This is a genomic window from Collinsella aerofaciens (genome assembly GCF_015554145.1).
Classification (GTDB): domain Bacteria; phylum Actinomycetota; class Coriobacteriia; order Coriobacteriales; family Coriobacteriaceae; genus Collinsella; species Collinsella aerofaciens_AA.
In genome coordinates this window covers 46,241-71,901 of the sequence record NZ_JADNHZ010000011.1, presented here as the reverse complement: position 1 = coordinate 71,901, position 25,661 = coordinate 46,241, and the positions used below count along the sequence as shown (strand labels likewise).

General features: G+C 53.6%; 37 protein-coding genes. 36 read left to right on the top strand and 1 reads right to left on the bottom strand.

Annotated features, from left to right (window positions below; genetic code table 11):
* Positions 1-389: 389 nt before the first annotated feature.
* From I2E13_RS06035 to I2E13_RS05905, 28 genes are all read left to right on the top strand, one after another.
* A complete protein-coding gene (locus I2E13_RS06035) occupies positions 390-704 on the top strand; it encodes a hypothetical protein (protein WP_195404510.1) in 315 nt (104 codons plus the stop codon).
* 98 nt (positions 705-802) lie between these two features.
* Positions 803-925 (top strand): hypothetical protein, encoded by a 123-nt coding sequence (locus I2E13_RS11080; RefSeq protein ID WP_267472476.1) that lies wholly within the window; start codon positions 803-805, stop codon positions 923-925.
* Between the two features lie 19 nt (positions 926-944).
* On the top strand, positions 945-1,658 hold the full coding sequence (locus I2E13_RS06030; RefSeq protein WP_195404509.1) for a hypothetical protein: 714 nt from the start codon (positions 945-947) through the stop codon (positions 1,656-1,658).
* Positions 1,659-1,889: a hypothetical protein gene (locus I2E13_RS06025; protein WP_195404508.1), complete on the top strand. Its 231-nt coding sequence runs from the start codon at positions 1,659-1,661 to the stop codon at positions 1,887-1,889. It abuts the gene before it with no gap.
* A 21-nt stretch (positions 1,890-1,910) separates the two neighbouring features.
* Positions 1,911-2,141: a hypothetical protein gene (locus tag I2E13_RS06020; RefSeq protein WP_117843576.1), complete on the top strand. Its 231-nt coding sequence runs from the start codon at positions 1,911-1,913 to the stop codon at positions 2,139-2,141.
* A gap of 13 nt (positions 2,142-2,154) precedes the next feature.
* Positions 2,155-3,159: a glycosyltransferase family 2 protein gene (locus I2E13_RS06015; RefSeq protein WP_271817607.1), complete on the top strand. Its 1,005-nt coding sequence runs from the start codon at positions 2,155-2,157 to the stop codon at positions 3,157-3,159.
* A 124-nt stretch (positions 3,160-3,283) separates the two neighbouring features.
* Complete coding sequence (locus tag I2E13_RS06010; RefSeq protein ID WP_117758945.1) at positions 3,284-3,721, top strand: hypothetical protein; 438 nt, start codon at positions 3,284-3,286, stop codon at positions 3,719-3,721.
* 20 nt (positions 3,722-3,741) lie between these two features.
* Positions 3,742-4,320, top strand: a complete 579-nt coding sequence (locus tag I2E13_RS06005; protein WP_195404507.1) for a hypothetical protein — start codon at positions 3,742-3,744, stop codon at positions 4,318-4,320.
* Between the two features lie 2 nt (positions 4,321-4,322).
* Positions 4,323-4,793 (top strand): hypothetical protein, encoded by a 471-nt coding sequence (locus I2E13_RS06000; RefSeq protein ID WP_195404506.1) that lies wholly within the window; start codon positions 4,323-4,325, stop codon positions 4,791-4,793.
* Positions 4,780-4,983: a hypothetical protein gene (locus I2E13_RS05995; protein ID WP_195404505.1), complete on the top strand. Its 204-nt coding sequence runs from the start codon at positions 4,780-4,782 to the stop codon at positions 4,981-4,983. The genes I2E13_RS06000 and I2E13_RS05995 overlap by 14 nt, the downstream gene beginning before the upstream one ends.
* A gap of 989 nt (positions 4,984-5,972) precedes the next feature.
* Entirely contained in the window at positions 5,973-6,368 is a 396-nt protein-coding gene (locus I2E13_RS05990) for a DUF2493 domain-containing protein (protein WP_195404504.1), read from the top strand.
* Positions 6,369-6,649: 281 nt separating this feature from the next.
* Complete coding sequence (locus I2E13_RS05985) at positions 6,650-7,402, top strand: DNA/RNA non-specific endonuclease (RefSeq protein ID WP_271817606.1); 753 nt, start codon at positions 6,650-6,652, stop codon at positions 7,400-7,402.
* A gap of 26 nt (positions 7,403-7,428) precedes the next feature.
* Positions 7,429-7,785: a hypothetical protein gene (locus I2E13_RS05980; protein ID WP_195404503.1), complete on the top strand. Its 357-nt coding sequence runs from the start codon at positions 7,429-7,431 to the stop codon at positions 7,783-7,785.
* A 9-nt stretch (positions 7,786-7,794) separates the two neighbouring features.
* Complete coding sequence (gene lepB / locus I2E13_RS05975; RefSeq protein ID WP_195404502.1) at positions 7,795-8,364, top strand: signal peptidase I; 570 nt, start codon at positions 7,795-7,797, stop codon at positions 8,362-8,364.
* A 177-nt stretch (positions 8,365-8,541) separates the two neighbouring features.
* On the top strand, positions 8,542-8,751 hold the full coding sequence (locus tag I2E13_RS05970) for a hypothetical protein (protein WP_195404501.1): 210 nt from the start codon (positions 8,542-8,544) through the stop codon (positions 8,749-8,751).
* Positions 8,752-8,822: 71 nt separating this feature from the next.
* On the top strand, positions 8,823-9,140 hold the full coding sequence (locus I2E13_RS05965; RefSeq protein ID WP_195404500.1) for a hypothetical protein: 318 nt from the start codon (positions 8,823-8,825) through the stop codon (positions 9,138-9,140).
* Between the two features lie 142 nt (positions 9,141-9,282).
* Complete coding sequence (locus I2E13_RS05960) at positions 9,283-9,495, top strand: hypothetical protein (protein ID WP_195404499.1); 213 nt, start codon at positions 9,283-9,285, stop codon at positions 9,493-9,495.
* Positions 9,496-9,543: 48 nt separating this feature from the next.
* The gene (locus I2E13_RS05955) at positions 9,544-9,864 is read left to right on the top strand and encodes a hypothetical protein (protein ID WP_195404498.1); all 321 of its coding nucleotides are present in this window, start codon (positions 9,544-9,546) and stop codon (positions 9,862-9,864) included.
* A gap of 66 nt (positions 9,865-9,930) precedes the next feature.
* Positions 9,931-10,224 carry a hypothetical protein gene (locus I2E13_RS05950; RefSeq protein ID WP_195404497.1) on the top strand — a complete coding sequence of 98 codons (294 nt, stop codon included), beginning with the start codon at positions 9,931-9,933 and terminating at the stop codon, positions 10,222-10,224.
* Positions 10,225-10,371: 147 nt separating this feature from the next.
* Positions 10,372-10,677 carry a hypothetical protein gene (locus tag I2E13_RS05945; protein ID WP_195404496.1) on the top strand — a complete coding sequence of 102 codons (306 nt, stop codon included), beginning with the start codon at positions 10,372-10,374 and terminating at the stop codon, positions 10,675-10,677.
* Between the two features lie 226 nt (positions 10,678-10,903).
* Complete coding sequence (locus tag I2E13_RS05940; protein WP_195404495.1) at positions 10,904-11,242, top strand: single-stranded DNA-binding protein; 339 nt, start codon at positions 10,904-10,906, stop codon at positions 11,240-11,242.
* Between the two features lie 98 nt (positions 11,243-11,340).
* The gene (locus tag I2E13_RS05935) at positions 11,341-11,943 is read left to right on the top strand and encodes a hypothetical protein (RefSeq protein ID WP_229057851.1); all 603 of its coding nucleotides are present in this window, start codon (positions 11,341-11,343) and stop codon (positions 11,941-11,943) included.
* Positions 11,944-12,131: 188 nt separating this feature from the next.
* Positions 12,132-12,428 (top strand): hypothetical protein, encoded by a 297-nt coding sequence (locus tag I2E13_RS05930; protein WP_195404494.1) that lies wholly within the window; start codon positions 12,132-12,134, stop codon positions 12,426-12,428.
* Positions 12,429-12,566: 138 nt separating this feature from the next.
* Entirely contained in the window at positions 12,567-12,938 is a 372-nt protein-coding gene (locus I2E13_RS05925) for a hypothetical protein (protein ID WP_195404493.1), read from the top strand.
* Between the two features lie 145 nt (positions 12,939-13,083).
* The gene (locus I2E13_RS05920; protein WP_195404492.1) at positions 13,084-13,284 is read left to right on the top strand and encodes a hypothetical protein; all 201 of its coding nucleotides are present in this window, start codon (positions 13,084-13,086) and stop codon (positions 13,282-13,284) included.
* A gap of 95 nt (positions 13,285-13,379) precedes the next feature.
* Entirely contained in the window at positions 13,380-13,673 is a 294-nt protein-coding gene (locus tag I2E13_RS05915; RefSeq protein ID WP_195404491.1) for a hypothetical protein, read from the top strand.
* Between the two features lie 86 nt (positions 13,674-13,759).
* Positions 13,760-14,476: a DUF2786 domain-containing protein gene (locus I2E13_RS05910; protein ID WP_195404490.1), complete on the top strand. Its 717-nt coding sequence runs from the start codon at positions 13,760-13,762 to the stop codon at positions 14,474-14,476.
* Positions 14,477-14,647: 171 nt separating this feature from the next.
* Positions 14,648-15,418 carry a hypothetical protein gene (locus tag I2E13_RS05905; RefSeq protein ID WP_195404489.1) on the top strand — a complete coding sequence of 257 codons (771 nt, stop codon included), beginning with the start codon at positions 14,648-14,650 and terminating at the stop codon, positions 15,416-15,418.
* A 349-nt stretch (positions 15,419-15,767) separates the two neighbouring features.
* Here the strand turns inward: I2E13_RS05905 and I2E13_RS05900 are convergent, their stop codons facing one another.
* Positions 15,768-16,031: a hypothetical protein gene (locus I2E13_RS05900; RefSeq protein ID WP_195404488.1), complete on the bottom strand. Its 264-nt coding sequence runs from the start codon at positions 16,029-16,031 to the stop codon at positions 15,768-15,770.
* Between the two features lie 249 nt (positions 16,032-16,280).
* On the opposite strand from I2E13_RS05900, the gene I2E13_RS05895 reads away from it, so the two are divergent.
* The 8 genes from I2E13_RS05895 to I2E13_RS05860 all read left to right on the top strand — a co-directional run bounded on the left by I2E13_RS05895 (position 16,281) and on the right by I2E13_RS05860 (position 25,480).
* Positions 16,281-16,724 (top strand): hypothetical protein, encoded by a 444-nt coding sequence (locus I2E13_RS05895; RefSeq protein ID WP_195404487.1) that lies wholly within the window; start codon positions 16,281-16,283, stop codon positions 16,722-16,724.
* 6 nt (positions 16,725-16,730) lie between these two features.
* Positions 16,731-17,501, top strand: coding sequence for a hypothetical protein (locus I2E13_RS05890; protein ID WP_195404486.1), 771 nt, complete (start codon positions 16,731-16,733; stop codon positions 17,499-17,501).
* A gap of 2,062 nt (positions 17,502-19,563) precedes the next feature.
* Complete coding sequence (locus tag I2E13_RS05885; RefSeq protein WP_117848483.1) at positions 19,564-20,394, top strand: hypothetical protein; 831 nt, start codon at positions 19,564-19,566, stop codon at positions 20,392-20,394.
* Entirely contained in the window at positions 20,391-22,007 is a 1,617-nt protein-coding gene (locus I2E13_RS05880; protein ID WP_195404485.1) for a relaxase/mobilization nuclease domain-containing protein, read from the top strand. The genes I2E13_RS05885 and I2E13_RS05880 overlap by 4 nt, the downstream gene beginning before the upstream one ends.
* Before the next feature lie 9 nt (positions 22,008-22,016).
* A complete protein-coding gene (locus I2E13_RS05875) occupies positions 22,017-22,787 on the top strand; it encodes a hypothetical protein (RefSeq protein ID WP_195404484.1) in 771 nt (256 codons plus the stop codon).
* Between the two features lie 252 nt (positions 22,788-23,039).
* Positions 23,040-23,462, top strand: coding sequence for a hypothetical protein (locus tag I2E13_RS05870; RefSeq protein ID WP_195404483.1), 423 nt, complete (start codon positions 23,040-23,042; stop codon positions 23,460-23,462).
* Positions 23,452-25,008, top strand: a complete 1,557-nt coding sequence (locus I2E13_RS05865; RefSeq protein ID WP_195404482.1) for a hypothetical protein — start codon at positions 23,452-23,454, stop codon at positions 25,006-25,008. Before I2E13_RS05870 ends, I2E13_RS05865 begins: the two co-directional genes overlap by 11 nt.
* A gap of 4 nt (positions 25,009-25,012) precedes the next feature.
* Positions 25,013-25,480: a TPM domain-containing protein gene (locus tag I2E13_RS05860; RefSeq protein ID WP_195404481.1), complete on the top strand. Its 468-nt coding sequence runs from the start codon at positions 25,013-25,015 to the stop codon at positions 25,478-25,480.
* Positions 25,481-25,661: the final 181 nt, after the last annotated feature.

Sequence of the window (25,661 nt, the reverse complement as noted above, 5' to 3'; positions counted from 1 at the left end):
TTCTTTATTTCGCGGCGGTCATATCAGGCTATGCCGTCGCCATGGCCCTACTCCTTTGTCCTTGGCTGGCGAAGGGGCTGCGGCGTCGTCTCCCTCGTATTTGATCGATTCTATTTCACGGATCGGGTTTCACGCTTTCCCGACACCCCATTTGTTTGACTCCTTTCCTTCCTTTATGTGATACGTGCCTGAGTGGAAGACGGCGCCGCAGCCCCCTCGTCATATAGCTGCCGGCATGCTCGGCGCGGCGGACTCTGTTGAATTCCATTACTCCCCACACCCCCTTTTCACCCTCCCTACAGACAATGGTCTTCGACACGCCATAGAGTCCACCGCGCCGGGCATACCGGCGAATTTCCCTACCCCTATTAAAAGATTGGTGATCCGATATGAGTCAGCTGACTGCTGTCGATATTTCCGATAGCGACCGATTTGAACTCGCAGAGGTCCTCAAAGAGGAATCCGAATCGAACTCCGCTCCTCGTCCCCTTGAGGACATCCTGCAGGAGACCTGCGATAACGATTTCGACCCCATGAGCCAGCGCAGCTGCTATGAGCTTCTTTCGGCATATATCGCCCGCCCGACGGCGACCATCGTGTCGAAAAACGGGCATTCCTCCTGCTCGAATTGCGGTACCGGCATCCCATATCACACCCGCTTCGCCGCATACTGCTTGGGCTGCGGAGCCGTTTTCAGCATCTAATCGCACGCAGCCGATCCTACCGCGCCGCTCCACCCACTGAGACGGCATGCGTTGGGGCGCAAGTTGATAGCCGTTCCCCTATAGAAAGCGATATCAAAATGGAACCCAATTCAAGTCCGACCGATATCTTCCCCCGCATCGAGGGCGAGGACGAGTACAACGCCTGTATTGCCGCCCTGAAAACCTGGAATACGCGTTATACCGGCCCCGCCGGTTTTTAAACGGATTGGGAGGCATGGAATGAGACAACGCGATAACATCACGAGCTGTCTGTCCGAGCGCGTATTGGCCCGCCTGCGCCGTGAGTACCCGCTGGTGGCGTCCGAGGTCTGGGTGGACGATGACCACCGCGTTGATTTCGTCGCTTTCAAGCCTGAAAGTTTCAGTCCCGGACGCTCATCGCCGACCCCATCTTCCATAGAGCGGGGTGAGTTCGTCTTCGTTGAAGTCAAATCATGCATGGCCGATTTCAAGAGCGGACACGGCCTGACGTTCCGGGGCGATGCAAACTGGCTTGTCTGTCCGCAGAGTCTCGCCGAATCACTCTACCAGACGATGGGACTCCCCAATGGCGCAGCGGTATTCTGTCCAGACGCTGGGGGTCGGCTGCGAAAGAAATTCGATCTCAGCATCGGCGCAGGGAGCTTTCGCACCGCACCCGCCTCCGAGCTCCTGTATCGGATGGTGAACCACAGCTACAACACTTGGCGGACCTCACGCGGTGTCTTCGGCTCATATTGCCCGTGGTGCTCCCCATACAATCCCAAGCCCTTGGGCGATATCGATACCGTCAGCGGGGACATGGACCTGATTGACGGGATAGGGCTCACGCTCGATGTCAGTGACCCGCATGGGGCGCATTTGACGATGTCCCACGACAACGATATCGACCGTGCATGGATTCCCATCAACTATTGCCCGATTTGCGGGCGAAATTTTCGGAAGGTTAGTTAAATGACCGTTATCCAGTATTGCCGCGAAGAGGCCAAGTGGCGCGATCTCGTGATTATCCGAGCTAACGGATGGGTGGAGTGCTCGGCCTATATCGAACACAAGAATTTATTACGTCTGCCGCCCGATATAGCCAATGCCGAGGTTGTCGGCGCAGAGCGCGGCTGGATTCGCATCGCGAACCGGTTAGGCGGCTTAGAGGATGCCCCATGCATCTATCTCGATATCAAATAGGGAAGTTAAAGGAGGCTGATTATGACCGTTATCGAATACTGCCGACATGAGACCAGGGTGTACGAACTCGTGATTATCCGTGCTGGCGGACGGGTGAGGTGCTCGGCCTATATCGACCACGAGGATTTATTTCGCCTGCCGCTCGATATAGCCGAGGCTGAGGTTATCCGCTCAAAGCGCAGCTATATTGACATCGCAACTCGCGCGGGCGGCGCATGGAGTTCTCCGTGTGTCTATCTCGATATCAAATAGGGAAGTGTTCTGGGTGGATCAAGACGAGATTGCAGTCATCATTCCCTGCTATAACGAGGCGCTGACCATCGGCAAGGTGGTCGAAGATTTCAAACGCGAGCTGCCAGCCTCGACTGTCTACGTCTACGACAACGATTCGACTGATGCAACGGCTGCGATCGCGATGAGGCACGGCGCGACCGTCCGATTCGAGCCTCGCCGCGGCAAGGGGAACGTCTGCCGGCAGATGTTCCGCGATATCGATGCCGCCTGCTACCTCATGGTGGACGGCGATGATACCTACCCTGCTCAAGCAGCGAGAGCCCTTTGCGAACCGATTCTAAGCGGACGAGCCGATATGGTGGTCGGGGACAGGCTGTCTAACGGGACGTACGCCAAGGAGAATAGGCGTGCGTTCCATGGCTTTGGCAACGATTTGGTTCGTGCCATGATCAAGTGGATTTACGGCTACGAATACGCCGACGTCATGACGGGTTTCCGTGCCATGTCCAAGCCCTTCGTCAAGACGTTCCCCGTTCTTTCAGGCGGCTTCCAGATTGAGACCGAGCTATCCATACACGCCGTTGACCGCCGTTGGCGCATTCAAAGTATTCCGATTGACTATCGGGACCGACCCGAGGGATCGGAGTCGAAGCTGAATACCCTGTCCGACGGCATTAAGGTCGTCGCAATGGTCGGCACACTTTTCAAGGACTACCGACCCCTGAGGTTCTTTTCCCTGGTCGCGCTGTTGTTTTTCATTGTTGGAATGGCGCTGGGTCTCCCTGTCATTCATGAGTTCGTCGCTACCGGCATTGTGCTGCGTTTCCCGACTGCGATTCTCGCCGCGGCTTTGATGTTTCTCTGCGCCCTGGCGCTTGCCACCGGTCTGATTCTTGATGCGGTGGCGAAGTCGGATCGCAGGCAGTGGGAGCTTGAGGTCTATCGCTCTTTTCTTCATCCCAACAACAGCACGAACGATAAGCCGTGGTGGGCATCCGAGTTCCAGCCGCGAGGTAGCGACCCCTCGGCTTTATAGTTTCGTTTCACCGCGTAAATCTGAAAGATTTACGCTCTGCCGACTTTCGTGCAGATATTTAGCTATAATACTATAGTTAATGCGAACGTTCCCCAAGCGTTCCAATGGACAGGATGTAGTCGAAATGAATATCTACGAATCGCCCGCGCATTTGCCCGATTTAGACACTCGAATCCACTTCGCCGCAAGGCTCCGCCACAACTCGCACTGTCATTTCGCGGCGGGTATACCCATCTTTCCCGCTGCAATCGGCGGCATCATTGAGGAGACGGTCGCCGACGAGATGCCCTTTACCGATGAGGATACGCTGGGCATGCTTGCGAACCTGATTGACCCCGGCACCTGCGAGAACCTCAACGGGCCGCAGACCGGACACTTCACGTGCTCCGCTTGCGGGGCGGACGGCCCGCTCGGCAAGGTTCGCCTGCCCGATGATAGTTGCAAGAACGGATGGAGGGTCGAACTCATAAAGAGCTGCCCCTACTGCGGACGCAAGGTCGTGGCCCCCAAAGGGACGCTTTTTCAGGTAATTCCGGACGGCACTAAAGCCCGTCAAGACTGAAAATAGAATCGAGACCCCATATGGATAACCTAATCAACGTGAACCGCGAGATGGCCGGTGCGCTCCGTTCCCTTGCCCTTGCAGGTCCCAAGCCTGTCAGTGAATACGTCAATGTCGCCGCTGCACTGTCTAAGCTGGGCATTGAATGCCACAATGCCGAAGGGGAACTCCTTTTTGAGAGGCGCGACGCGCTCACGCTTGCAGACTATATCGATCGCCCTGTAGGTGATTCCGGCTTCCAAAGGCAGATTCGTAGTGATATCGCCATGTCCCTCCGCTATGCAGTCTCGGACGCAGTCTTCGAGGAAATATCGGACGGCGATACTTTGGACCGACGAGGCCTGCTGGACCTTTGCGACCTCGCCGAAGCTCTCGGCTTGGACGTGAAGTACTACAACGAGGAATACCCCGCGGTCGAGCAATGTGCCGCAAGAGACTTAGCCGACAAGATTGACGTGCAGACATGTAGATACGTCCGCGAGCGGGTTGGCGTATGGATTTGCGACAAATGCGGCCACGATGAGGGGAAGTACGGTGCCCATTCCTACCGCCACTGCCCCATCTGCGGTCGAGTGATTGAGAAGACGGTAGGAAAATGATATTGGATAGTTCTGAAGCCATGATGTTGGATAGTCCGTCTGCCATGACATCTCAGGAATGTCGCTACTTATGGGAAATCCTCAAATTGACGTATGCGGACATCGAGCCATATGACCTCGATGCCCTTCAGGGATATATCGCTCTCGAGTGTGCCGAATCATGTCGCAAGGGTAAGACTCCGCGCTACACGATTCCTCGGCGCAAGAACGATAGCCTCTGCTACAAGATGAACCCCGATGGCGGCATTGCTAAGGCATATCTGAAAATCGACTGTCCCGGTCAGTGGAACGGTCGCGAGGCGGTGAGTTTCAACTCCGACGGCTTCATAGGCTTCTGCGGCTGGGCTGACTCGCAGAATAGCCAACCGTTTTACCGAGCCTGGCGAGAGTGGTGCTGCAGATATATGGCCTACAGGTACGAGGATGGTCGGCTTGTCGAGATAGTGGATGGACTGGAAAATGTTGAGTACTGATGATGGGAATCGTATTCGCGGCTCGTATGGCGATGCCGTTGTCGTCGACCCCGCCGAGCTCATCGACCTTGCCGAATACCTTGAATCGATAACGTCGGTGGTCTACTGGGAGGGCAAGTCTATCTGCGGGACGGGAAACGACGTTTCCAAACGTCTGCGGGAGATTGTCTCCCAATCCAGACCCTGTTGAGAGGAGAAAGTCTTGGATATACTCCCATGCCCTTTCTGCGGCAACTCTGATATAGAACCGAGCCGCTACGACGTAGATATGTAAGATGACACGGACGGCGTTACTGTCTACGACGTCCGCATGATAATGAACTGTGGCGAGTGTAACATGCACATGATTGGCCCAGACGGCATTGCCGACTCGATAGACGATGCTGAGGACACCGCGCGGATTCTGTTGACTCGTCAATGGAACGCAAGATGGACCCCGAGCGATAGGGGCGCGGATGAATTGGTTTAGATACGTATTTCTTGCACTGATTCTCGTCTGCGCAGTCAGTTTACTTAGTCTGCTCGCGCCCGATTCAAAATCATCCGATAGACGTTTCCGCATATATATCGCATCGGTCGTTGCCGTGGGTGCGATCATCTGCGTTCTGTTTCAGGCTCTAGTTCCGACAAGTATTGAATCGGCTGGGGAGAAAACTGAGGTTGCAGGGACCCACTCCCTTGCGTCGCTCAAGACGGAATCTAGCCTATCGGGCGCAACGGCGCTTTCTTTCGGATACCTTACCTCAACCGATGAGTACGTCCTGATGGTGAAGCAAGATGATGGGGGCTATCGGAGAAGATGCTACCCTGCCAAAACGGTGGTAGTGTACGAGGACGCGGACGCCGAGGATGCGAGAGTCGAGACGGTCAATAGCTATGAAATCGTCCGTTTAAACTATGCATTGCCCATAGTTGGCGAATGGTCGCGCAATCAGTTGTCTTTCAGCAGGCAGGAGACACGAATACACGTCCCGCAAGGTAGCATCACCCAGGGTGAGTATGATTTCTCTTAGTGCGTCGGCAGCGTGATCGGGCGTTTTTCTAAGGCGGTCGTGAGATCGCCTTTTTTGATGTTCTTTTGCCGTACTGATCTTGTTTCCCTGCCCGTATTTAACTATACTATATGTCTGAAGCGGGACGTCTTCCGTCCCGCAATCCCATAAGGAGGGATGTTTCCAAATGACATTCCATTGCCTGATAGTCGGGAGCAGGGGCTATACCGATTACGGTGCTTTCAAGGCGAAGTGTGATGCCCTTCTCGCCGACAAGACCGATATCGAGATTGTTTCGGGCGGATGCTCGGGCGCCGATGCGCTGGCCGAGCGCTATGCCCATAGTCATGGCTACCCGTTGCAGATTTTCCCTGCTGATTGGTCCCGATATGGGAAACGAGCAGGTTACGTTAGGAACCGCGAGATGCATGCCTACATCTCGACCTTTGCCGAGCGCGGCGTCATTGCCTTTTGGGACGGTACGAGCAAAGGCACCGCCCAAAGTTTCGCCCTCGCGAAAGAGTTTGACAACCCTATTAGGATTGTCAGGATTGACCCTCGCCACGGCATTTATGGCCCATGATTTCATAGGTACGTATTATCGCCAGACCGTTATCTCCAACGAAAGCTGACGGCGCACCGTTTTCCTGTGCTAAAATCAACGTCAGTTAATGCGTTTCCCCAAGACGCATCGGACAGGAGAAGACTAGACGCAGTTCCGGAAGGACATTTCGTGCTGCGTCGGAATTGCAGGCAGGCGTTGCCCTGCCGAAGAGCCGCGCAGTAGGTCGGGGAGACGCATCCAGTTATCGATAGGAAAGGATGCGAGACCAATGACCCGACCAACTGAAATGAGCGGCGCCCGTGAAAATCTCTAACTCGAAAGTCAGGCGGTTGCTAGAGTTCGGCATCGCACTTGTCTTTGCCGTAGGCACCTCGTTTTTGGCTCAAGGCGCTGGATTCTTCGGTGTTTCCACTGCCAATCAGTTTGTCACGGCTCCTCAGACTTCTGATGGAACCTCAACTGCAGGCCAGCCGATTTCGATTCCCGAATACACGGGCAACCCCTCGGTAGCCCTTTCGGACACGAGTGGCCTATCTGCTAAATCGGCGCCCTCCGATCCAGTCCTCCCGGATCTCGATTCGACCGGTCGATGCGGCTCCGCGGAGATGGTCATCTCCCTCGAGACGGCTCCCGAACGAGGGGAGAAGCGCGGCTCGATTGGAATGGTGAGACCCTCCGGTTGGCACACGGTTCGCGATGATTCCCTGGACGGCAAGTACCTGTACAACCGTTGCCACCTGGTAGCCTGGTGCCTGTCCGGCTTGAACGCCGAGAAGCGCAATCTGATTACGGGGACGCGCTATATGAACGTCGAGGGTATGCTGCCCTATGAGATGCGGGTGAGTGACTTCATCTTTGCCGGCGGCGGGCGTGTTTACTACAAGGTGACCCCCGATTTCCGTGACGGCGAATTGGTCGCACGCGGCGTCCGCATCCAGGCGTACTCCTTGGCGGATAAGGGGAAGAGCATCGATTTCGACGTCTACTGCTATAACGTGCAGCCCGGCTACAGGATTGATTACGCCACGGGCGAAGCGACGAAAGTAAATTGATTTGATTTCAGAACGGAGATTCATACATGTACACAACGGTGACTTTTATGGGGCGCGACGTGACTGCCAATGCGGAGGATGAGCTCCCGATCAAGAACCACCTTCCTGCTGACCTGGGGGCGAGTTTCCGCACGCTGAACCAGTGGCTCAATCGCGGTTTCGCGCCAAAATCGGATGCCGTTGGATATAGGATGCATCCTTCGGTCATGGCTCGGAGAACGTATGTCTATTTCCATGAATCGGATGTTGAGGACGATTGCGGTCGCTGTCCGGCCGACTCGGCCAGCTACCTCAATGAGAAACAGGTGGTGGAGAGCGCCTTAAAGCAAAGCACGGGCTCAGGCGGCTTGACTGCAATCGGCATGAAAGGCCTTATGGACTAGGTGGTTGTTTTGGAAGAGCCTGGAAACGAGACGCGCCTGCCTATTCCATGGGGCGCCGTTATCTACGCCGCGATAATCCTGGCGGCGATTGCAACGGTTCTATTGATAAGGTCGTTCGTGATTGAGCCGTTCAGCATCCCTACCGAATCGATGTGCGATACGCTTCAAGTCGGCGATAGCGTGCTGGCCGAGAAAATCACCCTGGAGCTGGGCGGCACCGTTTCTGCGGGGGACGTTATCGTCTTCGAGAACCCCGAGAAGGGCTCCGAGAAAGACGTCCTATGTAAGCGTGTTGTCGCCTGCGCCGGGCAGACGGTCGATATGAAAAACGGATCGGTTTATATCGATGGGAAGAAAATCACGGAGGATTACGCGAAGGGCGATTCTTATCCGCTGTACCTCGGGAAGGGAAAGCGGATATCCTATCCCTATGAGATCCCCGAGGGCGAAATCTGGGTTATGGGAGACAACAGGGAAAACTCCGCAGATTCCCGCTATTTCGGCCCGATATCCGAGGACAGCGTGATTGGCATCTGCGTCATGCGCTACCTGCCCTGGAACCGCATCAGTTTCCTTTGAGATATACAGTTTGACATATAGTGATACTCAAAAGGGCATCCTTTAATGGATGCCCTTTTTGTAAATCTCTTTGTTATTATTCTCATTTTGATCTTGCATCCCTGCCCATATTCAACTATACTATATGGCGACAAGCGGAACGAAAGGCGTTCCGCACACCCGGAGGGGAGATACCCTATGGATCGCAAATTCGATGACTTCCTCTTCTACTTCCCGAGGATTGTCATGGCAATCATCGGCGCGGCGGCGTTTGCTTTCGGTGCATGGTTCAGCCAGTTCTACTACCTCTATCTGAACTGCATCGTATTGCCCATCTCTTGGGCTATTGCCGCATACGGCATCGAGTGCGCCAACCAAGTGGTCAAAGCCTACCGCTGCTCGCTGTAACCGCCGACAGGGGGAGTGCAACGGCGCTTCCCACCTTATCGACTCTTACCCTACAGAGAAAGGAAACAACAATGACTGAGGAAATGATGAGCCTGGATGAGGTTGCAAAGGAATGCAAGGAAGCGGCTGAATATTTGGCGAGCCAGCCCGGTGAAGGCTATGATCTCGACACGCTCATGAGGGACAAGAACCTTGAATTCGAAGAATCCTTGTCTAAAGCCGAGAAGCGTCTCATTCGCGCGAATGAAATCGAGAACCTTGAATGCCTCGCCGCGCACCTCGAGCGCCTGCCGAGGCATTGTTTCCGTGGCAATCAGATGACCGGATTCGGCAATTATATTTCGGCCATCATCTACGAAGCTGTGGAGGTTCTCAAGGATAACAGCTAGCTCCGAACAAAAGGCGGTTGCGAGATCGCCTTTTTTCGTGTCTTTTACCTTGACCGATCTTGCATCCCTGCTCATACTTAACTATACTATATGCCAACAAGCGAGATGAAAGGCATCCGGCAAACCCTTTTGGAGGTACCCAATGACTGTCCACACGGATGAACTTCTCGAGCGCAAATGGCGCGAGCTGGGAAACGTTCCGATTGACTACACCCCTGACGAGCCGGACGGCGTTTTGGGGACGGATTGGTTCATCTTCGAGCAGGGCGAACCGCTAGTCGAAGGTGTCTGGCGCTGGTTCGATTCCCGCTACACCGCAGGTATCGGTGCCTTGATGTTCGGAACCGACGAGTAGATTGAAGGCCATGTGCGCTCTGGTGCACACGGGTAAAAGGAGGATATGATGCAACCGAATCGAAAGGAAATCGAGACGATTGCCAGGGTTCGAGGCTTGAACCACGAGGCGCATCGCATGATCGGTAAGATTAAAGTGCTTGAGGAACCCGAGGAGGGCGTTTTTCGAGATCGCATCCTTGTGAACTACGAGCGCATGCGTCTGGCCATGGAGAGAATCGGGCTTTTGCTTGAGGTCAGGTTGCATTCCAAGGACCGTGATTTTGGGGAGTATATATACCAGAAGGTTGAGCATGACTTGGATATTCTGGAAGACCAAATCGCCGTCTTGGACACCCTAATCGACCTCTGGCAGATACAGGAGTTTTAAAGGGCATCTGGTTTAGTGGGTTCTCATCCATCTCCGTGAACGCCATATATTGGAAAGGAAACCGGCATGAAGAAAGTCTTTAAGTTCACTGAAACTCGTTCTTGGTACTTTGAGCTCGATGTTGACGAGGGAGCACAGGTCGAGGAGGCATTGTCGGCATTGGTTGGAACCGAGGGTTTTAATTATTATCTAACCGACCGCGCCGAGGATGAATATAAGAGCGAGTGGGATGAACTATCAGCAGGCGAAAAACGCACATGCTGCGATCACGCTACCGAGTATTTTCGAAAGGTCGCGGATAGGGAACTCGAGGGAGAGGCTCGAGATATGGTTTTGAAATCGCTGTGCGAAAGCGAATAGGACGTACTGTAAGCAACGGCGATTTCCGCCGCTGCTTCCGTGCCATTTTCCCAAACAGATCTTGCATCCCGTCAGAAATACAACTATACTATATGTTAACAAGCGGAATGAAAGGCGTTCCGCAACTCACCGGAAAGGAAGCTCCAAATGACCAACACGAACGATATTTCCAGGTACGTGACTAGGGTGGACGGCGGCCTGATCCGTCCTATGACGGTGCGTGAGCTGATGTCCAGGCTGAACGAATTGATTTCTATCGACAAGTCTATCGCGAGGATGCCCGTTGGATTGTCGACTGATGCGGAGGGCAACATGATTTATGTTCCCCGTGTTTTCACACCGAATGACCCGGAGAAAAACGATGGATACACGTCCTTTGCCGATCTCGTCGGAGTTCTTACTGACGAGGATTGCGCTTACTACCGTGTTCCCAAGTGCGTTGTGATTGGATAGACAGGACACACGAAGACTGCATAGATAACCTAGAGGGCGACCGGTAACGCTCGCCCTCTTCCGTTAGATACACAACCTTGGACCCTTGAGTTCAATTCGATTATTCCCATAACTTTTTCGAATTTTTCTCGATTTGATCTTGCGCCCAGCTCAACTATCAACTATACTATATGTCAGCAAGCGGGATGAAAGGCATCCCGTAGACCCTAGTGGAAGGAACAACACCATGTCTATCAATCGCGTTCTGCTTTCCGGGAACCTCACCCGTGACCCTGAGCTCCGCGCTACCGCAGGCGGTACCCCCGTCCTCTCGATCGGCCTCGCCGTCAACGACCGCCGTCGCAACGCGCAGACCGGCGAGTGGGAGGATTACCCCAATTTCGTCGATTGCTCGATGTTCGGAACCCGCGCCGAGGCAGTCTCCAAGCACATGCAGAAAGGCGACAAGATTGCCATCGAGGGCAAGCTCCGCTTCACCCAGTGGGAGAAGGAAGGACAGCATCGTACCAAGCTCGAGGTGGTCGTCGAGGATATCGAATTCATGGCCCAGCGTCGAGACCAGTAGGAACCAAAAGGCAGGTGGTCGAAAGATTGCCTGCCTTTTGACATATGCAACTAGCGCAACGATAGGCGTTTCGCAGGCCTTAGTAGAAGGGACTCAATATGGCTACAAAGAGCTATTTGGCGGCGGCATTCATCGGTGATCGGGAGGTTAGCGGGGCTTTTGGAAGCGGCGAGTTTCGCTCGAGCCTGAACTTTGCGAGGCGAGAGCTTCGCGGGTACCAGCGCCTGGCGGAGACCATCTACCGACACGAAGTCGTATTCTGCAACCGACGCGGCCTCGAGGATATAGCCGCCCCAGAGCTTGAGTTCGGCATCCTTACCGAGACGAAGGACACCGAGACCGGTATTGTGGAGGCCAATTTTTCCGTGACGTCGACCTACACAGCCGAGGATTTCGTATCGGATACGCGAGACGCATTTCTCGCCTTTGCAGCCGAAGATTTCGGCGAGCAAATCGCATCCGAGGCCGCGGCGCTCGTTGAAGGTCAAACCGCGTCGATGCCATGGCATAAGCGCTTCGAGATATGGAACTGCCTCACGAGTTACGACCTATATGGCGTCTCGACTGCAAATCAACTCATTGATGGGGTCAGGGAGCTCGCCGCCGCCCTTGCTGATGGGCGCACAGCTGACGTAGACGGGGAAAGCCCCGTCTTTCAGGCTTTCCACCGCTTCGAGCGAAATAATCCCGACAGGGAATAGAGAGCGCTGAGGAAGTGGCATTCCTCCGATATCGAGAGAAAAGGGCATCGGCTTATCCGATGCCCCTCTGCCCGTGACCGCCTCGCATATGCGGTCACGGCATGAACATCAGAATGAACCGAACTAATGGAATTACATTAGTTCGATAGCGATCACATAAGTTTCCAGCCCCTTGAGAGGAACCGATAATGAAGAAGACCGTGATGTACACCGAGACCAGGACATGGTTCTTTGATTTGGATATGTCTGAGGACGCAGATCTTGATAAGACCATGCGTGCGCTGAAAGACACGAACGGTTTCTATTTCTATATAGACGATTGCACGTCAGATGAATATGAGAGTACCTGGCAGGAGATGCCAGAGGACTGGCGCAGCGGGAGCGACCCCGACTATACCGAGGACTTCCGCTCGATAGCCAAAAAAGAGCTGAAAGGAGAGAACCTAAAAATCGTACTGGCCTCCTTAGCAGAACAAGCGCAATAGAACGGAAAGGGAGGCTCCTAAAGCCGTTTATTCCGTATCATTTCCCAGTTAGATCTTGTATCCCAATCCATATTCACCTATACTATACTTAAGCGAGCGGGATGAAGAGCGTCCTGCAAATCGGAAGGAGATACCCCTATGGTTACATTAGTCAACGGTAAAGGCGAACAGGTTAACGACTTTCAGTTCCTGGACTGGGAAGAGGCAGAGAACTATTTGATGGGGCAACGAGAGAAAGGCGAACGTGACCTGTATCTGCGCGGTGATTTTGTCACCCCAGCTACCTATGATGGGGTCTATTTCATCGTAGTCGGTTTTGCCGATGATTACAGCATGGTTATCAAAGCCAGACACCTGCCCTGCCCAGACGAGATTATGAGCTGGATTGAGTCCGATATGAAAAGGTTTGGATATTCCGATATCTTCGAGTATTACGTGACGGACGAGGATGACGTGTACACGGGCTACGACACCGATAACATCGACAACTTGCCTGTTTTCGGAGCATAGTTTAGCGACTCAAGGCGATCGTATCCGATCGCCTTTTTCATGCTATTTTCCCCAATCGATCTTGAAATCCTCCCCATATTCAACTATACTATATGTTAACAGCGGAACGAAAGGCGTTCCGCACACCGGCGGGGAGAAATGACTGATGAACAAACAGGACTACATCGAGGAGATTGCAAACTGTATCGCCGATAGCTGGCTAGCTGCCGATGCAGGCGATCAGGTTGCCCGTAAGGCGGCAAAGCAGGGTGCCATGGAAATCGCCAAGCAGGCCGCCGAGAACCTCGGTCACACGGCCGGCTATTGGCTCGCCGAGTCCCAATTCCGAGCAGCCGACCTGTATTAGACCTCAATTTGGAAGTGACGCAGCCGATTAAATCACGCCGGCGTCTCTTCTCGTTGTGACGCTTCGCATGAATTGAGGAGGACGATTCAAAACCAATGCTTGTTCTCAAGAAAAATGACCTGATAAAGCTCCTGGGCGATGAGCTCTACGGGATTGAACTGGACTATGCGATGCTCCGCGATATCGAAAGACGCGCGACCGAGAGGCGGGAGACCCTCGATATCGTTGGAGACCTTTGCGAGGCTTACGGATACAATCGACGCGAAGTGCAGGAGAGAGCCCAAGACCGGCTTGAGAGATTTCTTCTTCGCAAGGATGAAATACGCGATTGGGATCCTTACGCCAACATTAAGTTGACCGAGCTTTCTAAAGTCATTTGTCTTAGATAGCCCTTGTATCTCCGCCCGTTTTCAACTATACTATATTCCAATAAGCGAAACGAAAGGCGTTTCGCACACCCGAAGGGAGATACCTCATGAACCCTATCGATTCCAAGCTCAAGAAGATTCTCGCCATGATTGATGGCGCGACTTCCGAGGGCGAAGCTAGGGCGGCATCCCTTGCCCTCCAGCGCCTCCTTGCCGCGAACAACATGACCATCGACGATATCGACCTCGACGACGATGTCCCCGAGGTCAACGAGTCTGCCGAAGACCTCGGCAAGCGCGTACCGGAGTGGGTCAAGGTCCTCGCTTACGTTATCGCGAAGAACTACCGTTGCCGCTACTACATGCAGACGAGCCATGGCGCATATGACTATTGGAGCGGTCGTCACACCGTGACCGGTAGCCGTTTCGTTTTTGTCGGTGAAAGCCAGGACGCCACGGTCGCAGCCGGTTGTTTCCGCGCCACCAAGCACGCGATTGAGACGTGTTTCAAGAAGTTCTGCGACAAACGTTTCGAGCAGGATGGAACCAAGATTGGGCGCCGCGCGGGTGTAAAGAATAGCTATTGCCTCGGCTTCATCGAGGGCCTCGAGAACTCCTACCGCGAGCAGCTCGAGCAAGACGAGACCATGGCCTTGGCGATTGTGGTGCCCGAGAGCGTCAACCGCTACATGAATGACGAACTGAACTGCAAAAAGATGAAGCCCCGCCCCATTACCGTCTCCTCCGATTCATCAATCGAGGATGCCGGCAGGCAGGACGGTTACGGCTTCGGTCAAGGCGACCGCATCGCATCCTGCGCATAGCGACCGACACCAAATAGGGGAGGGCGATGCCCTCCCCATCCATTTCCTATATATGGCCATAGGAAAATTAGCGCCGATTTGAGTGGAGTTGGTTCGCTATCGTACTGATAGAATTAGACAAAATGCATGACTGCAATGAGTCATGCGACCCCGCTACAGGAAGGAACGATTATGTTCGACTTCAAATGTTCAATGCAGGCCCAGCTCGATAACTTGTGGCTCAAGCCCGAAGACCTCGCACGAGGCATCGATGTCCGCGTGTCGAGCGTGCGCAAATGGCTCGACCCCGAACTCGATTGCGTTCCGGTCAAGGACGCCTTTGATTGGGTCTACGACCAAACCGAGAAGCTCGGAAACCTTACAATGCATTGCCTGAATGAAGCGAATGAGTCTGCCGAGAAGTTCGGCCGACATATCCTTCGCTGGTATCGCGACGAGGATCTGCCCGAGACCGAACCGATGGGCCTCTACAAACTAGCGAGTCATCTCGTTGCCGACCAACTTGAGGCTAAGGATATAGAGTGCTCATTTGTCTATGCGTGCCGCGATGATGAATGGATCGAGCAGCACCTGGACGATTTTCCCGACCTCGATCCGAAGGCCGAGTTTTCCGCCTGGGCAGATATCTTGGGAGTGCCGACGTCAGAGATTGCAATGGGGCTGGGCATTACAGGTCGCTCGGTAAAAGACTGGAAGAACCCCAAGCGCGATACGATGCTGCCGGTAGACGAGGCCTGGGACTTCCTGGAGGATTACGCTGATGCGATCGAGTACCGAACCGCCGAACTTCTCGAAAGCAAACCCAATCCGATGCCGTATCACCCTATGACCCGTCTCGGGACCCTTTTGAAACAGGAGCGTATCGACAACCTTGCAGCCCTGGCTGCCTCCAAGCAACTCATGGCCGACGGCAAGACCGTTGTAGATTTCGCATACGTCTAAGACAGGCGTGTGGGCTGAAACAGTTGCAACCCAATGGCTAGACCCAGCACGAAGCATGCCGCGGCATCGCTTCTATTGGATGATGAATGGAAAGTGAGCTATCAATGACCATAAGCGATGGAATGATCAGAGCAGAATGGCGCTCCTTGGAACAAGCCGAAAATGCCAAACGAAAATGCGCGGACTGCCTCTGTTGCACTTGCAACGGAAACGTTCGGGACGATTTGCACCGTCCCGAAGATACGAAAGTTGAGTACATATGCCACCGCAGGGACGGCCATGAGTTCGAGACAGCCCATTCGAACCGATGCAATTACTGGAATAAACGCGACGAAAGCTGATCAGAGCGCTACTTTTTCACATCGGTCCGCGGTTTGTTCTCGTCAATCCCACGCAGGTCGAACTGTTTGTTTCCGCGTTTAAGTACGAGCTGCCAGCCGCACGCATCGCAGATCTTGACAAACTCATCGATGGTGAATCGCGTATTGTTGTGCAGTCGCGTTGACAAACTGCCTTTCTGCTTGCCGGTTTTAATCGATGCATCCTGCAGTGTCATACCGCAATCCTGCACCATATAGCGAATAGCGTCGGACGAACCGATTCGTTCAAGCACTGGATACCTCTTTCAGATATACGATAGTCTATCCCGATTATAGCCATTCTAGCTATTTCCTAGACGCGACAATGCGATCGGCCGATGCCCGATCACTGCCAACAGCACCGAAAACAGTACTGAAAGCACTACTGAATCGCCCCTCGATAGCCCTCGGTTCGCTCATGGGATTGCCGCTGCGGCAAATCACACTGGATATATCAACCCTGTCCCAAGATGTAAGAACTAATTCCCACATTAGGAGGACAGATGGATAACGATGCCCAATTCGACCCGGCAACCATTCGTATGGCGTATTTCGCCTTGCTCTTGAGCGGCAGGAAGGGCGAGAACCTAGAACTCGCCGTTGCCCAGGAAATGCTAAAGCTGGAACGTCTCACAGCCGAGCGCTCGTTGCCCTCCATAATTGGCCGTTCGGTACGAATCGCGGCAACGATTAACTCGATTGAGTTCGAGGAATCTTCGAAGCGTTACCTGATCAAGTTCCAAGCGGACAACGGAGAAAAGGAGGAGAAGATCCGTTCCGAGCGCGTTGATTCCAACCATAAGAGCGCGGTAAAGAAGATTTGGGAACGCGATCTGGTCGGTCATCGTGTCCTCCTCTTCAAATACAAAGACAGGGTCGGAACAAAAGAGGCGCCCAACGGCTATCGAATCGCCCCATACTGCATCGACCTCGGCAAGGTGGAGTAGCAACAGATGAAGCGCAAGAAACTGGTTGATTTAGATTTAAAGGCGATAGTCGAAACCGAACTCGAGAACCGTAACTGCGACGGACTCTATTCTCCATGCAAGCGCTGTGAGTGTGGCTGTTCCCGAACGAAACTCTTTTCCTGCGGTAAGGCCTGCGCAGATTGTCGCCCTGGATTGCAACACCCAGGCACAAGCGACCTAAAGATCGTCTCACATGATGAATATTGCGAAATTATCGATCGAATCAAAGCTGAACACAAGCGCAACGAGGAGAAGCTCCGAGCCGAGGCAATTGAGAAAAGAAAGGCCGAACGACTCGGAGCAAAGCAGATTAAAGAGGAAAACGCCCTCAAAAAGAAACAGGTTCGAGCCGAGAAGAAACAGCGGCGAGCTGATAAACGAAAGCAGTTCATTGATAGCATCCATGCAAAACTTGAGAAGCTGGTCGAAGATATTTCAGCCGCGATACGCACGAGTATTCTTTGCAAACTTCTCAGTGGCGTATCGATCGGATCGATTGTCTTCTCGATTGCATCTATCATCTTCTTTGAGGTTATCAAGCATGAATGGATGGCTTCGGCGGCAAAGGCAGAAGCGCTTGCAGCCGTCTATCTATTCCAAAAGCTGTTTATGTTTGAGGCAATCTACGTATTCGTTATCGTAGCGTTTACGATTGGCTTGATTATCGTCCGCGTCGTTCGCGGCGATTGGAAGGTTGATTTCGAGCTTGAAGAACAGTCTGAAAAGGAAGAAAAGGACGATCAGTTCTTCCTTTAGGATTATCCGTACCCTCCTCCTTATATATTCCCAGCCTCATATTATTGGGTCAATTCATTTTGGATTGACCCAATTTCTTTCTTCAAAAGCAGTCTTGATAGCTGATTTGATGTTCATCCGCTCGTTGCACAAGAGCCTGGCAGGACTTTATTCGACCGATAGTTTTTAATTTCGCGGCCGAGGTGCGACATTTTTTTGCCGCCTGTTTCATGCATGAATAGGTTGAGCATCTTCACAGGCTTTTAGACGATGATTTAGATGTACTTTGCTATTTGATTTCAACTCACCGTCCTAAAGATTTTCAATTACCGATGCACTGCTTTTGCTTCAAAACAACCGCGAACATGTATTCAGCAGGGTTGAGATTCTTATAGGGCAGACCGAATTCCAGTTCTAAATTGCAGTCCAGAAACCAACCAAATAACAACTAGAGACTAATTGAAAGGCATGCGGAGTGCCTTGAATGGCACTCCGCGGCATCGCTGTTTGTTATTATTCATATTCTTATAATTCCATCGAAATGCCGATGCATTTGAATTGCGCAGCCTATTTGGGATTGTATTCTGCGTATTTTTGCCCGTTTGCTTTTTAGGAATCAAACGGAATCTATCTACCCGCTCGTTAGGATTGCCATTGCATCCCATCAAATATGGCAGAAGCTAATGCCTGACTGACACGCAAAGGCGAGAACGGAAACCTATCAGCTCACCCATGTCCATATGTTTCTACCGCTCTTTTATTTTCTTCAGCAATTACTTCCGTCCTTTACGCACGCTGATTTCAGTTTGTAATTTATGGTTACGGGTACTATCCTGCGTGTGATTTAAAGCAATTTGCAAACCAAGCGGAGTGCCTTGAATGGCACTCCGCAGTATCACTATTTGTTATTATTCTTTTTATCCAAAGGCGAAAATAGCTTCGCAAACGACTTGAATACCCCATATTGCTGTGCAATAAAAACTTCCAGCAGTTTTTGATTTCCTTTATATCGAATAACGTTTTCAGTTTCAGAACTACAACCAGTTTTAATTTACGGCGTGCATCAATCGGTACGCGAAGCGCTTTCCTTTTCTATTTCAGCTATCCGCCCTTCAATAATACGCAGTCAATTTGCGTTTCTAAATTGAAAGAACTTGCTTTCTGTTTGCCAGCAATCATCAAACACGAAGCGATCGCACCATCGTTTTGCGTTGCACGAAACCCATTTACCGACTTTCCAAGTTTATACAAAAGCATTTGCAAATGTCGATTTCGGTACCGAACAACAACCAGATCAGCGTTCAAATCTGATTGCTAGAACCCATTCAACCTTACAAATAGTTTGTTGTCGACTACTCCCGCCCTTGTTCAAATCGGAACCCGTATATAACTTACTAATTGCCGCACACACATCAGAACTCGATCCCAGACTACTGAACCACTCAGCAAGTAGGGGAGTGCGCCACCTGATCCGAATCGCAGATTACTACGTTCGCCTTCCAAGCGCATCTTCAGAACACACCTACTTTCATCGCCCGTAACCTCTTTGCTAGACCTATTCCCTATCTGTTTCATTGTCGGACATATATCACGAATCTTATGCCCTGTCAGACATTTAAGCTCCCCGTCTGTAGGATTGTCAGACATTTACCGGGCAAGTGATAGCAACCTGTCAGACATTTCCCAACGTCCCGACCACGGGCCACGGGATAGCAGAATTCGCCCCAAGCAGGGGCCGATCACCCCGCGGCGCGGCCGCCTGCCCTGCGGTCAGGCGGCAGGTGCAAAACGGCCTTGCCAATTGTGGATGCCGCTGCGGCAACACCTGAGCCAACCTAAAAACGTGCCCCAAACTACCCATAAGGCCATTTTGCACGCCAGCTTCGTTCAACGTCAGACATTAGGAATGTCAGACATTGAACCTGCGGCAAAGCCGCAGCTGGGGCCGCTAGCGGCCTGTAATCGCGTCGCTCCGCTCGCTCCCGTCAAGCAAAATGTCAGACAGGCTGTCAGACATTTTGATCCGCTTGACGGACGGCCTGCTCGCGAAGCTCACCATCGGCCGTAGTTAAGGAGATACGAAATGTCAGACATTTCGACAGATGAAAATGAATCCCAGACCGCCACACCCAATTTGTCAGGCAATAGCCCCGACGCATCCCAAATGTCTGACATTTTGCAGCCCCAAACGCCGACCTCCATGTCGACCCAAGCGCAGCCCAGCCAGTCACACGAAATGCCTACGGCCTGCCTGTCCGACATTTTGCCGCCTCCAAACGCCTCACAACCCGCCACCCGCCGCATCACGGTCCGCCTCCCGACCGCAGACCTGACCGCCCTCGACTCCCGAGCTGATGCCCTCAACGCGAGTCGCAGCGACTACCTCCGCACGCTCATCGCGCTCCCTGTCACGCTCGACCTTACATCCATCCGCCATGCCACACCGGGCTCCGAATCGCTCACCCGTCCGCTCGGCCCAGACCTCGCCCTCATACAGCCCGACAGCCAAACGAATAGTTTGGCAATCCAAGCCATTACCGACAGCATGCTCGAATCAATCTCCAACGAGGTCCGCGCCATCGGCGTCAACTACAACCAGGCAGTCCGTGCCCTGAATCGCATCATCAAGAAGTACGGCAACCATCGCGCCCTCTCGCAGGATGAGCGAACGGAGATTGTTGAGCTCTATGAGCGCCTCTCAAAGCAGAACAAGGCGATCTATGAGCGCCTCAAGACTCTCGCATCCGATGTCGAGGCCCTGTCCGCTAAACCGTCCGTCAACCTGACTGCCATCGGCTTGGTTCAAACCGAGGCCCCTGTCAATAAAACCGAACCCGAGCGCCGCCGACGAGTTCGCGGCAAAAAACACGCCACACTCCGACTCGACCAATTTGAGGACGGGGGCAACTCATGACCTATATGAAGCCCCTCTCCGGTCATAGCTCAGTCAAATGGATTCGCTACTATCTATTCAAGAACGACCGCGCCCTGGACAAGGATTTCCTGAACCTCACCGATCGCGACTGGAAAGGCCGCGACTGGGCGAAAGTGATGGACCGAACCCGCGAGATTTTCGGAAACAACGTGCCGGTCAAAAAGGACACCAAGGTTCGTACTTACGAGCACATGATCATCTCGCTCGACGAAAAGGATAACGGCGTAGAACTCGACGACTTCCGCGATTTCGTGAATGAGTGGGCATCCAAATGGTTCGATTCGCGCGGCCCGGAAGGGGAGGGAATCGGTCGCTTCGAGGTAGCGATTGCCTATCACGATGACAATAAAGCTCGCGGGGTCCAAGGCAAGCAGGGCATCCTCCACGCCCACATAGTCATCAACAATACCGAACTCGAGACCAAGCGCCGCATCTCCGGTTTGCTCACGACCAAAGTTGTCCAAGCAATGCGAGCTGACTTACAGACAATGTCACTCGAGCGCGGGTGGCACGCATTCGCTACCGATGGCAAGTCCTACACCCAGGCCGAGATGGATGCCAAGGGTCTGCAAGTCTCCCGCGGTAAGAGACTCGATCGTGCAATGGCGGCACTCGACAGGGTTCTCGCTAATGAAGCGAGAGGCGCTCAAATCAAGGACTACGGCGATGCCATGCAAGAGAAAATGGAAGAGACCTATTCAGTTGAGAAGATGATTCCCGAGACATATACGGGTAGCGAATCTTCCAGTCTGCGTCTGAAGGTCGGCAAAGCCGACCCGACCAAATCCAACGAGATCGCCGGACTTTCGTACACCACTATGACAACCGATGACGGACGTATGATGCGTTTGGTCGTTCCGCGCGGATTTGGTGACTCCGATACCATGGCGGAGAGACAGATTGAGACTCGTGAAGGCTGGACATGGAAGGACGACATTCGCGATCGTGTGGACGTCGCGATGCGAATATCCAAGGACCCTGTTGACTTCGCAACAAAGTTGAACGAACTTGGTGTTCAAATCAACTACAACCGAGACGGTGACCTCGTCTACCATCATCCGAGCGACCCCATCTCCAGGAAGGTCAAGGGCTTAACGCTCGGTAGGCAATATACTGCGGAATCGATAGAGCAGACGATGGCCGAGAAATACGGTGATCGTCGTCAACGAGCACACAACCTGCCGGGCCGCGAACGCTGGATGACCGAAGATGAGCGCTCCGCGGCACTTGCGATCGCCAAGGCTGCTATGCCGTGTACGCGAGAAGGTACGGAACTCATGAACCGCTTGAAATCGGCTATCGCGAAGAATGATTCCGCCCCGCGCAAGCAAATGAGCCATGTTTCTAACGTTGAGTACCCTTCCTCGTTGGCTAACTCACTTGGCATAGAATACCCAAAGACTTCCTCAGCAGGCGATGGCCGACGCAAGAAGATGACCGAGGACGAGATTCTCGAGGCAATGGCGGACATTCGCGATGAGAAGGGCCATGGCGGTCTCGCTGCAAATAATCCGACGGGCACTTCTTCCAATACCGGCATTTCTCAGCATCAGGAAGATGCGACCGAGATTCAGAAAACCAAACATCACTAAGGAGTGGGCATGATAATTGCTATCGAGTACAAGAACGGCCGTATGAAGGAATTCGACACGAGTGCCTTCACCGCCACCAATGCCATGAGTGCGGGCGATAAGACAGCCCGAAACGTCATGACCGAGCTCGACTTACGGCTCGACCTCGTAGACAAAGTTGGCCTAAGACTTGATTTCTATTGGTATGACGCAACACCCCAGGGCCAGCGCGTCGATATTCCAGGTCTCACGGATTCGAAAGGGGACCCCGTCAGCCTCACCTCTGCATCGAGGCGCTTGGGGACCTCCGTGCTCCTCTGCTCCCGCGAAGGCATCAAACAGATTTCCCGCATCATCGTACAGCGTGCAAACGGAACAGTGGATGTCCTTTGGCGGCAGGGTTCTGGTGATTGGCTTATCAACGGCGCCAGGTTCGAGGCTAAACGAGTTCTCTCCTATACGGACAGCAACGTTAGCTCAATGAATCGCCAAGCAGTGTCTGTTTACAAGTATATGAAGAAGGCTCACCCTCAGATGACCGAAGAGGAGCTTTGTGACCTTATCGGCTACCCAATCGATGCATACAAGGAAATACAGCTGGAGGAGTCGATAAACAGCGTGGAGGCGGTCGGCGCGGAACTCATCGAATCGGATGATGGGGGAGAGTCCAACTATTCTCCCGAGCCGGAAAATCCCGACCCTTCCGATTCTCCCGCCAACCCATCCCTCGGAAAGCATTTCGCCGTGGACGAAGACGATGACGGATTCGATGACGATGAGGACTCTCTGTTCGATGTCTGACATTTGCCACGACCGTCGGATTCATGATATTTTGTGTGTGTTGGCGTAACCCCAAGCGCCATGAAACAGGAGAGACGAATATACCGCCCGACCGTGCGAGGCACGGCTATCTATTCCAATTTGATTACGCTTGACTGACTCGGTATGACTCGGACCGTCTCTCCGCACGTTCTGACAGGAGATGACAGGTTTGCGGAAGTGTAACGACACCCAGACGGAAAACCAGATGAGCGCTTGGTCGAGGTGGTCTCGATGAAGGCGGCGGTCAAGGTAAGCGAGGCAATCTCTCGGCTTCGCAGGCAGATTGACACGATGGAGCTCGAGGAAGCAGTCGATGATTTTCTCGCGGCTTACGGAGAGCTTCGCAGCCAGTACTACTACGAGGACTCCGAGGCGAAGGCGAACGCAAAGACCGCCTCGACGCTTCTGGAAGCCGTTGACCGTGGGTTGATTGAGCTGCCCCAGACCGACGATGGAATCGTGATTGTCCCAGACATGAAGCTGCGCCTCCCCGATGGGGCGAAGCTCTACGTCAACTCAATCGAAATCGAATCGACCGCGACCGGCCGCGCCCCGATAGTCCGCTTCGAGGATGGCTCGTCTATCCGCTGTCGGCGCGGCTCGGGCGTGCAGATTGTCAGAATGCCACTCGAGGAGGAGCAGAATGCCGACTGAACGTGACACCCAGCTCGCCCTGCCGTTCCGCATCCCCGTTCTGCGTGTCTTCCTGCTGCCTTTCGTGCAAGACGGGAAGCGCGACCGCCTGTTCCTCATTCTGCTTGCCTGCGTCATGTCCACTGCAGGCTTTCTCATGCAGGGAAACGGATCGTATGACTCCGATGGCTGGTTCCTGCTCGCAACGGGAAAGCAAATCGTCGAGAACGGCATCCCGTACACCAACCCTTGGTCACTGGCGTCCTACAGGCCGATTGTCGTCCAGCAGTGGCTCCATGATGTGCTGCTCTACGGTTCGTATACCCTGGCAGGATATGCCGGCACGATACTCTATCAGGTCCTCCTCGCCGCCATCGTTGCCCTCGCGCTGGCCTTTGCAATCCAAGGATTCGGCGATAAACGCCTGACTTTGCCCCGCCTGCTGTTCTGCATCGGCCTAGCCTTTTTCGGGACGGGAATCTATATATCCGTCCGTCCTACCGCATGGTCGATGGCATGCATGGCGCTGACCGTCGGCGCCTGCACCCGCTGGCAGCGTACCGGTGACTGGCGCTATCTCATCGCCCTGCCCGCGATCACGGTGCTGCATGTGAACATGCAGTCGGCCATGTGGCTCCTAGATGTCTTCCTCGCCGGCTGCTTCCTTCTTCCCCGCGACCTATCCGATTTCAAAACCACCACCCCCGATGAGATGCTGGCCGAGATCTTCCCGTTAACCATCGCCCTGCCTGCGATGCTTCTCGCCGCCTTCGTGAACCCGTACGGCGTCGACGGTGTCCGCTACGTGATCGACTCGATGGGTGCTGCATCTTACGCAAATGTGATATCGGAGATGAAGCCCGCCTTCGAGGCGACGAACGGCTTCTGCGTTGTCTTCTTCGCGGTCGGCTTCATTCCCACAGCACTTGCCGCCGCCATCGGGCGCAAGCGGATCGATGTCCCGCTGCTGGCCATCCTCATCGCCGCCTTGGTCGCGACGATGCTCCATTGGCGAAACGTCTGGATCTTCTCGGTTGCATCCGCCCTCGCCTTCGCGAGCCTGCTGACGGGAACCGAAGACCCTTCCGTATCTAAATCGCATCACGCGGCAAAAACTGCTGCCTTGATTGCCCTCCTTGCCGCAATCGGCCCGCTTGTTGCGAACTGCTGCGTCTGTGTCGCGAATGGAGGACAGTCCTGCTGGCAGGCCTCCGAACGCTCGGCAGGTTCCCTTGTGAGGGAGATTGTCAAAAGCGGCATCTACGACCCCGTTATTTATGCCGATGATCCCGTCATCTACAACTACCTGGAATGGAAAGGGTTGAAAGTTCCTTTCGACCTGCGACCTGAGCTCTGGGACGATAAGGGTACGGCGGGAGTCGTCTCCCCATACCGTGACTACGTGGACGGCATGCAATCCAAGAAAGCAAAGCTGTCCTACCTCGCGTTAGGCGATTTCGACTATTACATCGTCTCGACCGAATCGGCGCCTTGGTACGCAGCTAAATTGAACCTGCAAACCATTGATTCCACCGACACCCTGACTCTGCTGAAGGATGCGAGGTAGGGAAGTGGAGATCAAAGTCTGGACGTACTCGGAGGGCGATGAATTTCCGAATCGCAGGTCCTCTTTTTTCCGCAGGCATTGGGAAGCATTTCTGATTGCTTTCGTGGCGATTATCCTCGCCGCTGCGGCGTGGTCATCTATTGCGGCAAGGTCTGCGAGCCAGCCGTCTTTCACGCCCGATTCACCCTATGTCTATGATGGAGCCGATGTCCTTGACTACTCCGTTGCCGATACCCTGACGCAACTAAACGAGACGTTGGAGAGCCAAGCAGATGGTGCACAGCTATACGTAGTGACTATCGACAACCTGCCGTTAGGTCAGACTATCGAGGACTATTCGATTGAGCAGGCTCAGCGCATCGGCGCGGGTGACTCCAAAAAGGACAACGGCGTACTCTACACGTTCGTGAAAAGCACCCACCAGGATAGGCTTGAGGTCGGATACGGTCTCGAGGACAGGCTGACGGATTAGGTCTGCTCGAAGATTCTCGACAGCGCCCACGGCTATTACCGAGACGGCGACATCAAAGCTGGCGTGAAAGACCCCGCGCGGGCTTTCTTTTGTCCGCCTTGAGAGCCACGCTACCGAACGTACCCAGCAGGGCAGGGCAGAGCCTTTCCCATCCATCACCCTCATGTTCTCCTCCTTCTTA

Bases quoted from the DNA above. Each gene is read 5' to 3' on its own strand.
- I2E13_RS06035 (WP_195404510.1), top strand. From the start codon at position 390: ATGAGTCAGCTGACTGCTGTCGATATTTCCGATAGCGACCGATTTGAA.
- I2E13_RS11080 (WP_267472476.1), top strand. From the start codon at position 803: ATGGAACCCAATTCAAGTCCGACCGATATCTTCCCCCGCATCGAGGGC.
- I2E13_RS06030 (WP_195404509.1), top strand. From the start codon at position 945: ATGAGACAACGCGATAACATCACGAGCTGTCTGTCCGAGCGCGTATTG.
- I2E13_RS06025 (WP_195404508.1), top strand. From the start codon at position 1,659: ATGACCGTTATCCAGTATTGCCGCGAAGAGGCCAAGTGGCGCGATCTC.
- I2E13_RS06020 (WP_117843576.1), top strand. From the start codon at position 1,911: ATGACCGTTATCGAATACTGCCGACATGAGACCAGGGTGTACGAACTC.
- I2E13_RS06010 (WP_117758945.1), top strand. From the start codon at position 3,284: ATGAATATCTACGAATCGCCCGCGCATTTGCCCGATTTAGACACTCGA.
- I2E13_RS06005 (WP_195404507.1), top strand. From the start codon at position 3,742: ATGGATAACCTAATCAACGTGAACCGCGAGATGGCCGGTGCGCTCCGT.
- I2E13_RS05995 (WP_195404505.1), top strand. From the start codon at position 4,780: ATGTTGAGTACTGATGATGGGAATCGTATTCGCGGCTCGTATGGCGAT.
- I2E13_RS05990 (WP_195404504.1), top strand. From the start codon at position 5,973: ATGACATTCCATTGCCTGATAGTCGGGAGCAGGGGCTATACCGATTAC.
- I2E13_RS05980 (WP_195404503.1), top strand. From the start codon at position 7,429: ATGTACACAACGGTGACTTTTATGGGGCGCGACGTGACTGCCAATGCG.
- I2E13_RS05970 (WP_195404501.1), top strand. From the start codon at position 8,542: ATGGATCGCAAATTCGATGACTTCCTCTTCTACTTCCCGAGGATTGTC.
- I2E13_RS05965 (WP_195404500.1), top strand. From the start codon at position 8,823: ATGACTGAGGAAATGATGAGCCTGGATGAGGTTGCAAAGGAATGCAAG.
- I2E13_RS05960 (WP_195404499.1), top strand. From the start codon at position 9,283: ATGACTGTCCACACGGATGAACTTCTCGAGCGCAAATGGCGCGAGCTG.
- I2E13_RS05955 (WP_195404498.1), top strand. From the start codon at position 9,544: ATGCAACCGAATCGAAAGGAAATCGAGACGATTGCCAGGGTTCGAGGC.
- I2E13_RS05950 (WP_195404497.1), top strand. From the start codon at position 9,931: ATGAAGAAAGTCTTTAAGTTCACTGAAACTCGTTCTTGGTACTTTGAG.
- I2E13_RS05945 (WP_195404496.1), top strand. From the start codon at position 10,372: ATGACCAACACGAACGATATTTCCAGGTACGTGACTAGGGTGGACGGC.
- I2E13_RS05940 (WP_195404495.1), top strand. From the start codon at position 10,904: ATGTCTATCAATCGCGTTCTGCTTTCCGGGAACCTCACCCGTGACCCT.
- I2E13_RS05935 (WP_229057851.1), top strand. From the start codon at position 11,341: ATGGCTACAAAGAGCTATTTGGCGGCGGCATTCATCGGTGATCGGGAG.
- I2E13_RS05930 (WP_195404494.1), top strand. From the start codon at position 12,132: ATGAAGAAGACCGTGATGTACACCGAGACCAGGACATGGTTCTTTGAT.
- I2E13_RS05925 (WP_195404493.1), top strand. From the start codon at position 12,567: ATGGTTACATTAGTCAACGGTAAAGGCGAACAGGTTAACGACTTTCAG.
- I2E13_RS05920 (WP_195404492.1), top strand. From the start codon at position 13,084: ATGAACAAACAGGACTACATCGAGGAGATTGCAAACTGTATCGCCGAT.
- I2E13_RS05915 (WP_195404491.1), top strand. From the start codon at position 13,380: ATGCTTGTTCTCAAGAAAAATGACCTGATAAAGCTCCTGGGCGATGAG.
- I2E13_RS05910 (WP_195404490.1), top strand. From the start codon at position 13,760: ATGAACCCTATCGATTCCAAGCTCAAGAAGATTCTCGCCATGATTGAT.
- I2E13_RS05905 (WP_195404489.1), top strand. From the start codon at position 14,648: ATGTTCGACTTCAAATGTTCAATGCAGGCCCAGCTCGATAACTTGTGG.
- I2E13_RS05895 (WP_195404487.1), top strand. From the start codon at position 16,281: ATGGATAACGATGCCCAATTCGACCCGGCAACCATTCGTATGGCGTAT.
- I2E13_RS05890 (WP_195404486.1), top strand. From the start codon at position 16,731: ATGAAGCGCAAGAAACTGGTTGATTTAGATTTAAAGGCGATAGTCGAA.
- I2E13_RS05885 (WP_117848483.1), top strand. From the start codon at position 19,564: ATGTCAGACATTTCGACAGATGAAAATGAATCCCAGACCGCCACACCC.
- I2E13_RS05880 (WP_195404485.1), top strand. From the start codon at position 20,391: ATGACCTATATGAAGCCCCTCTCCGGTCATAGCTCAGTCAAATGGATT.
- I2E13_RS05875 (WP_195404484.1), top strand. From the start codon at position 22,017: ATGATAATTGCTATCGAGTACAAGAACGGCCGTATGAAGGAATTCGAC.
- I2E13_RS05870 (WP_195404483.1), top strand. From the start codon at position 23,040: ATGAAGGCGGCGGTCAAGGTAAGCGAGGCAATCTCTCGGCTTCGCAGG.
- I2E13_RS05865 (WP_195404482.1), top strand. From the start codon at position 23,452: ATGCCGACTGAACGTGACACCCAGCTCGCCCTGCCGTTCCGCATCCCC.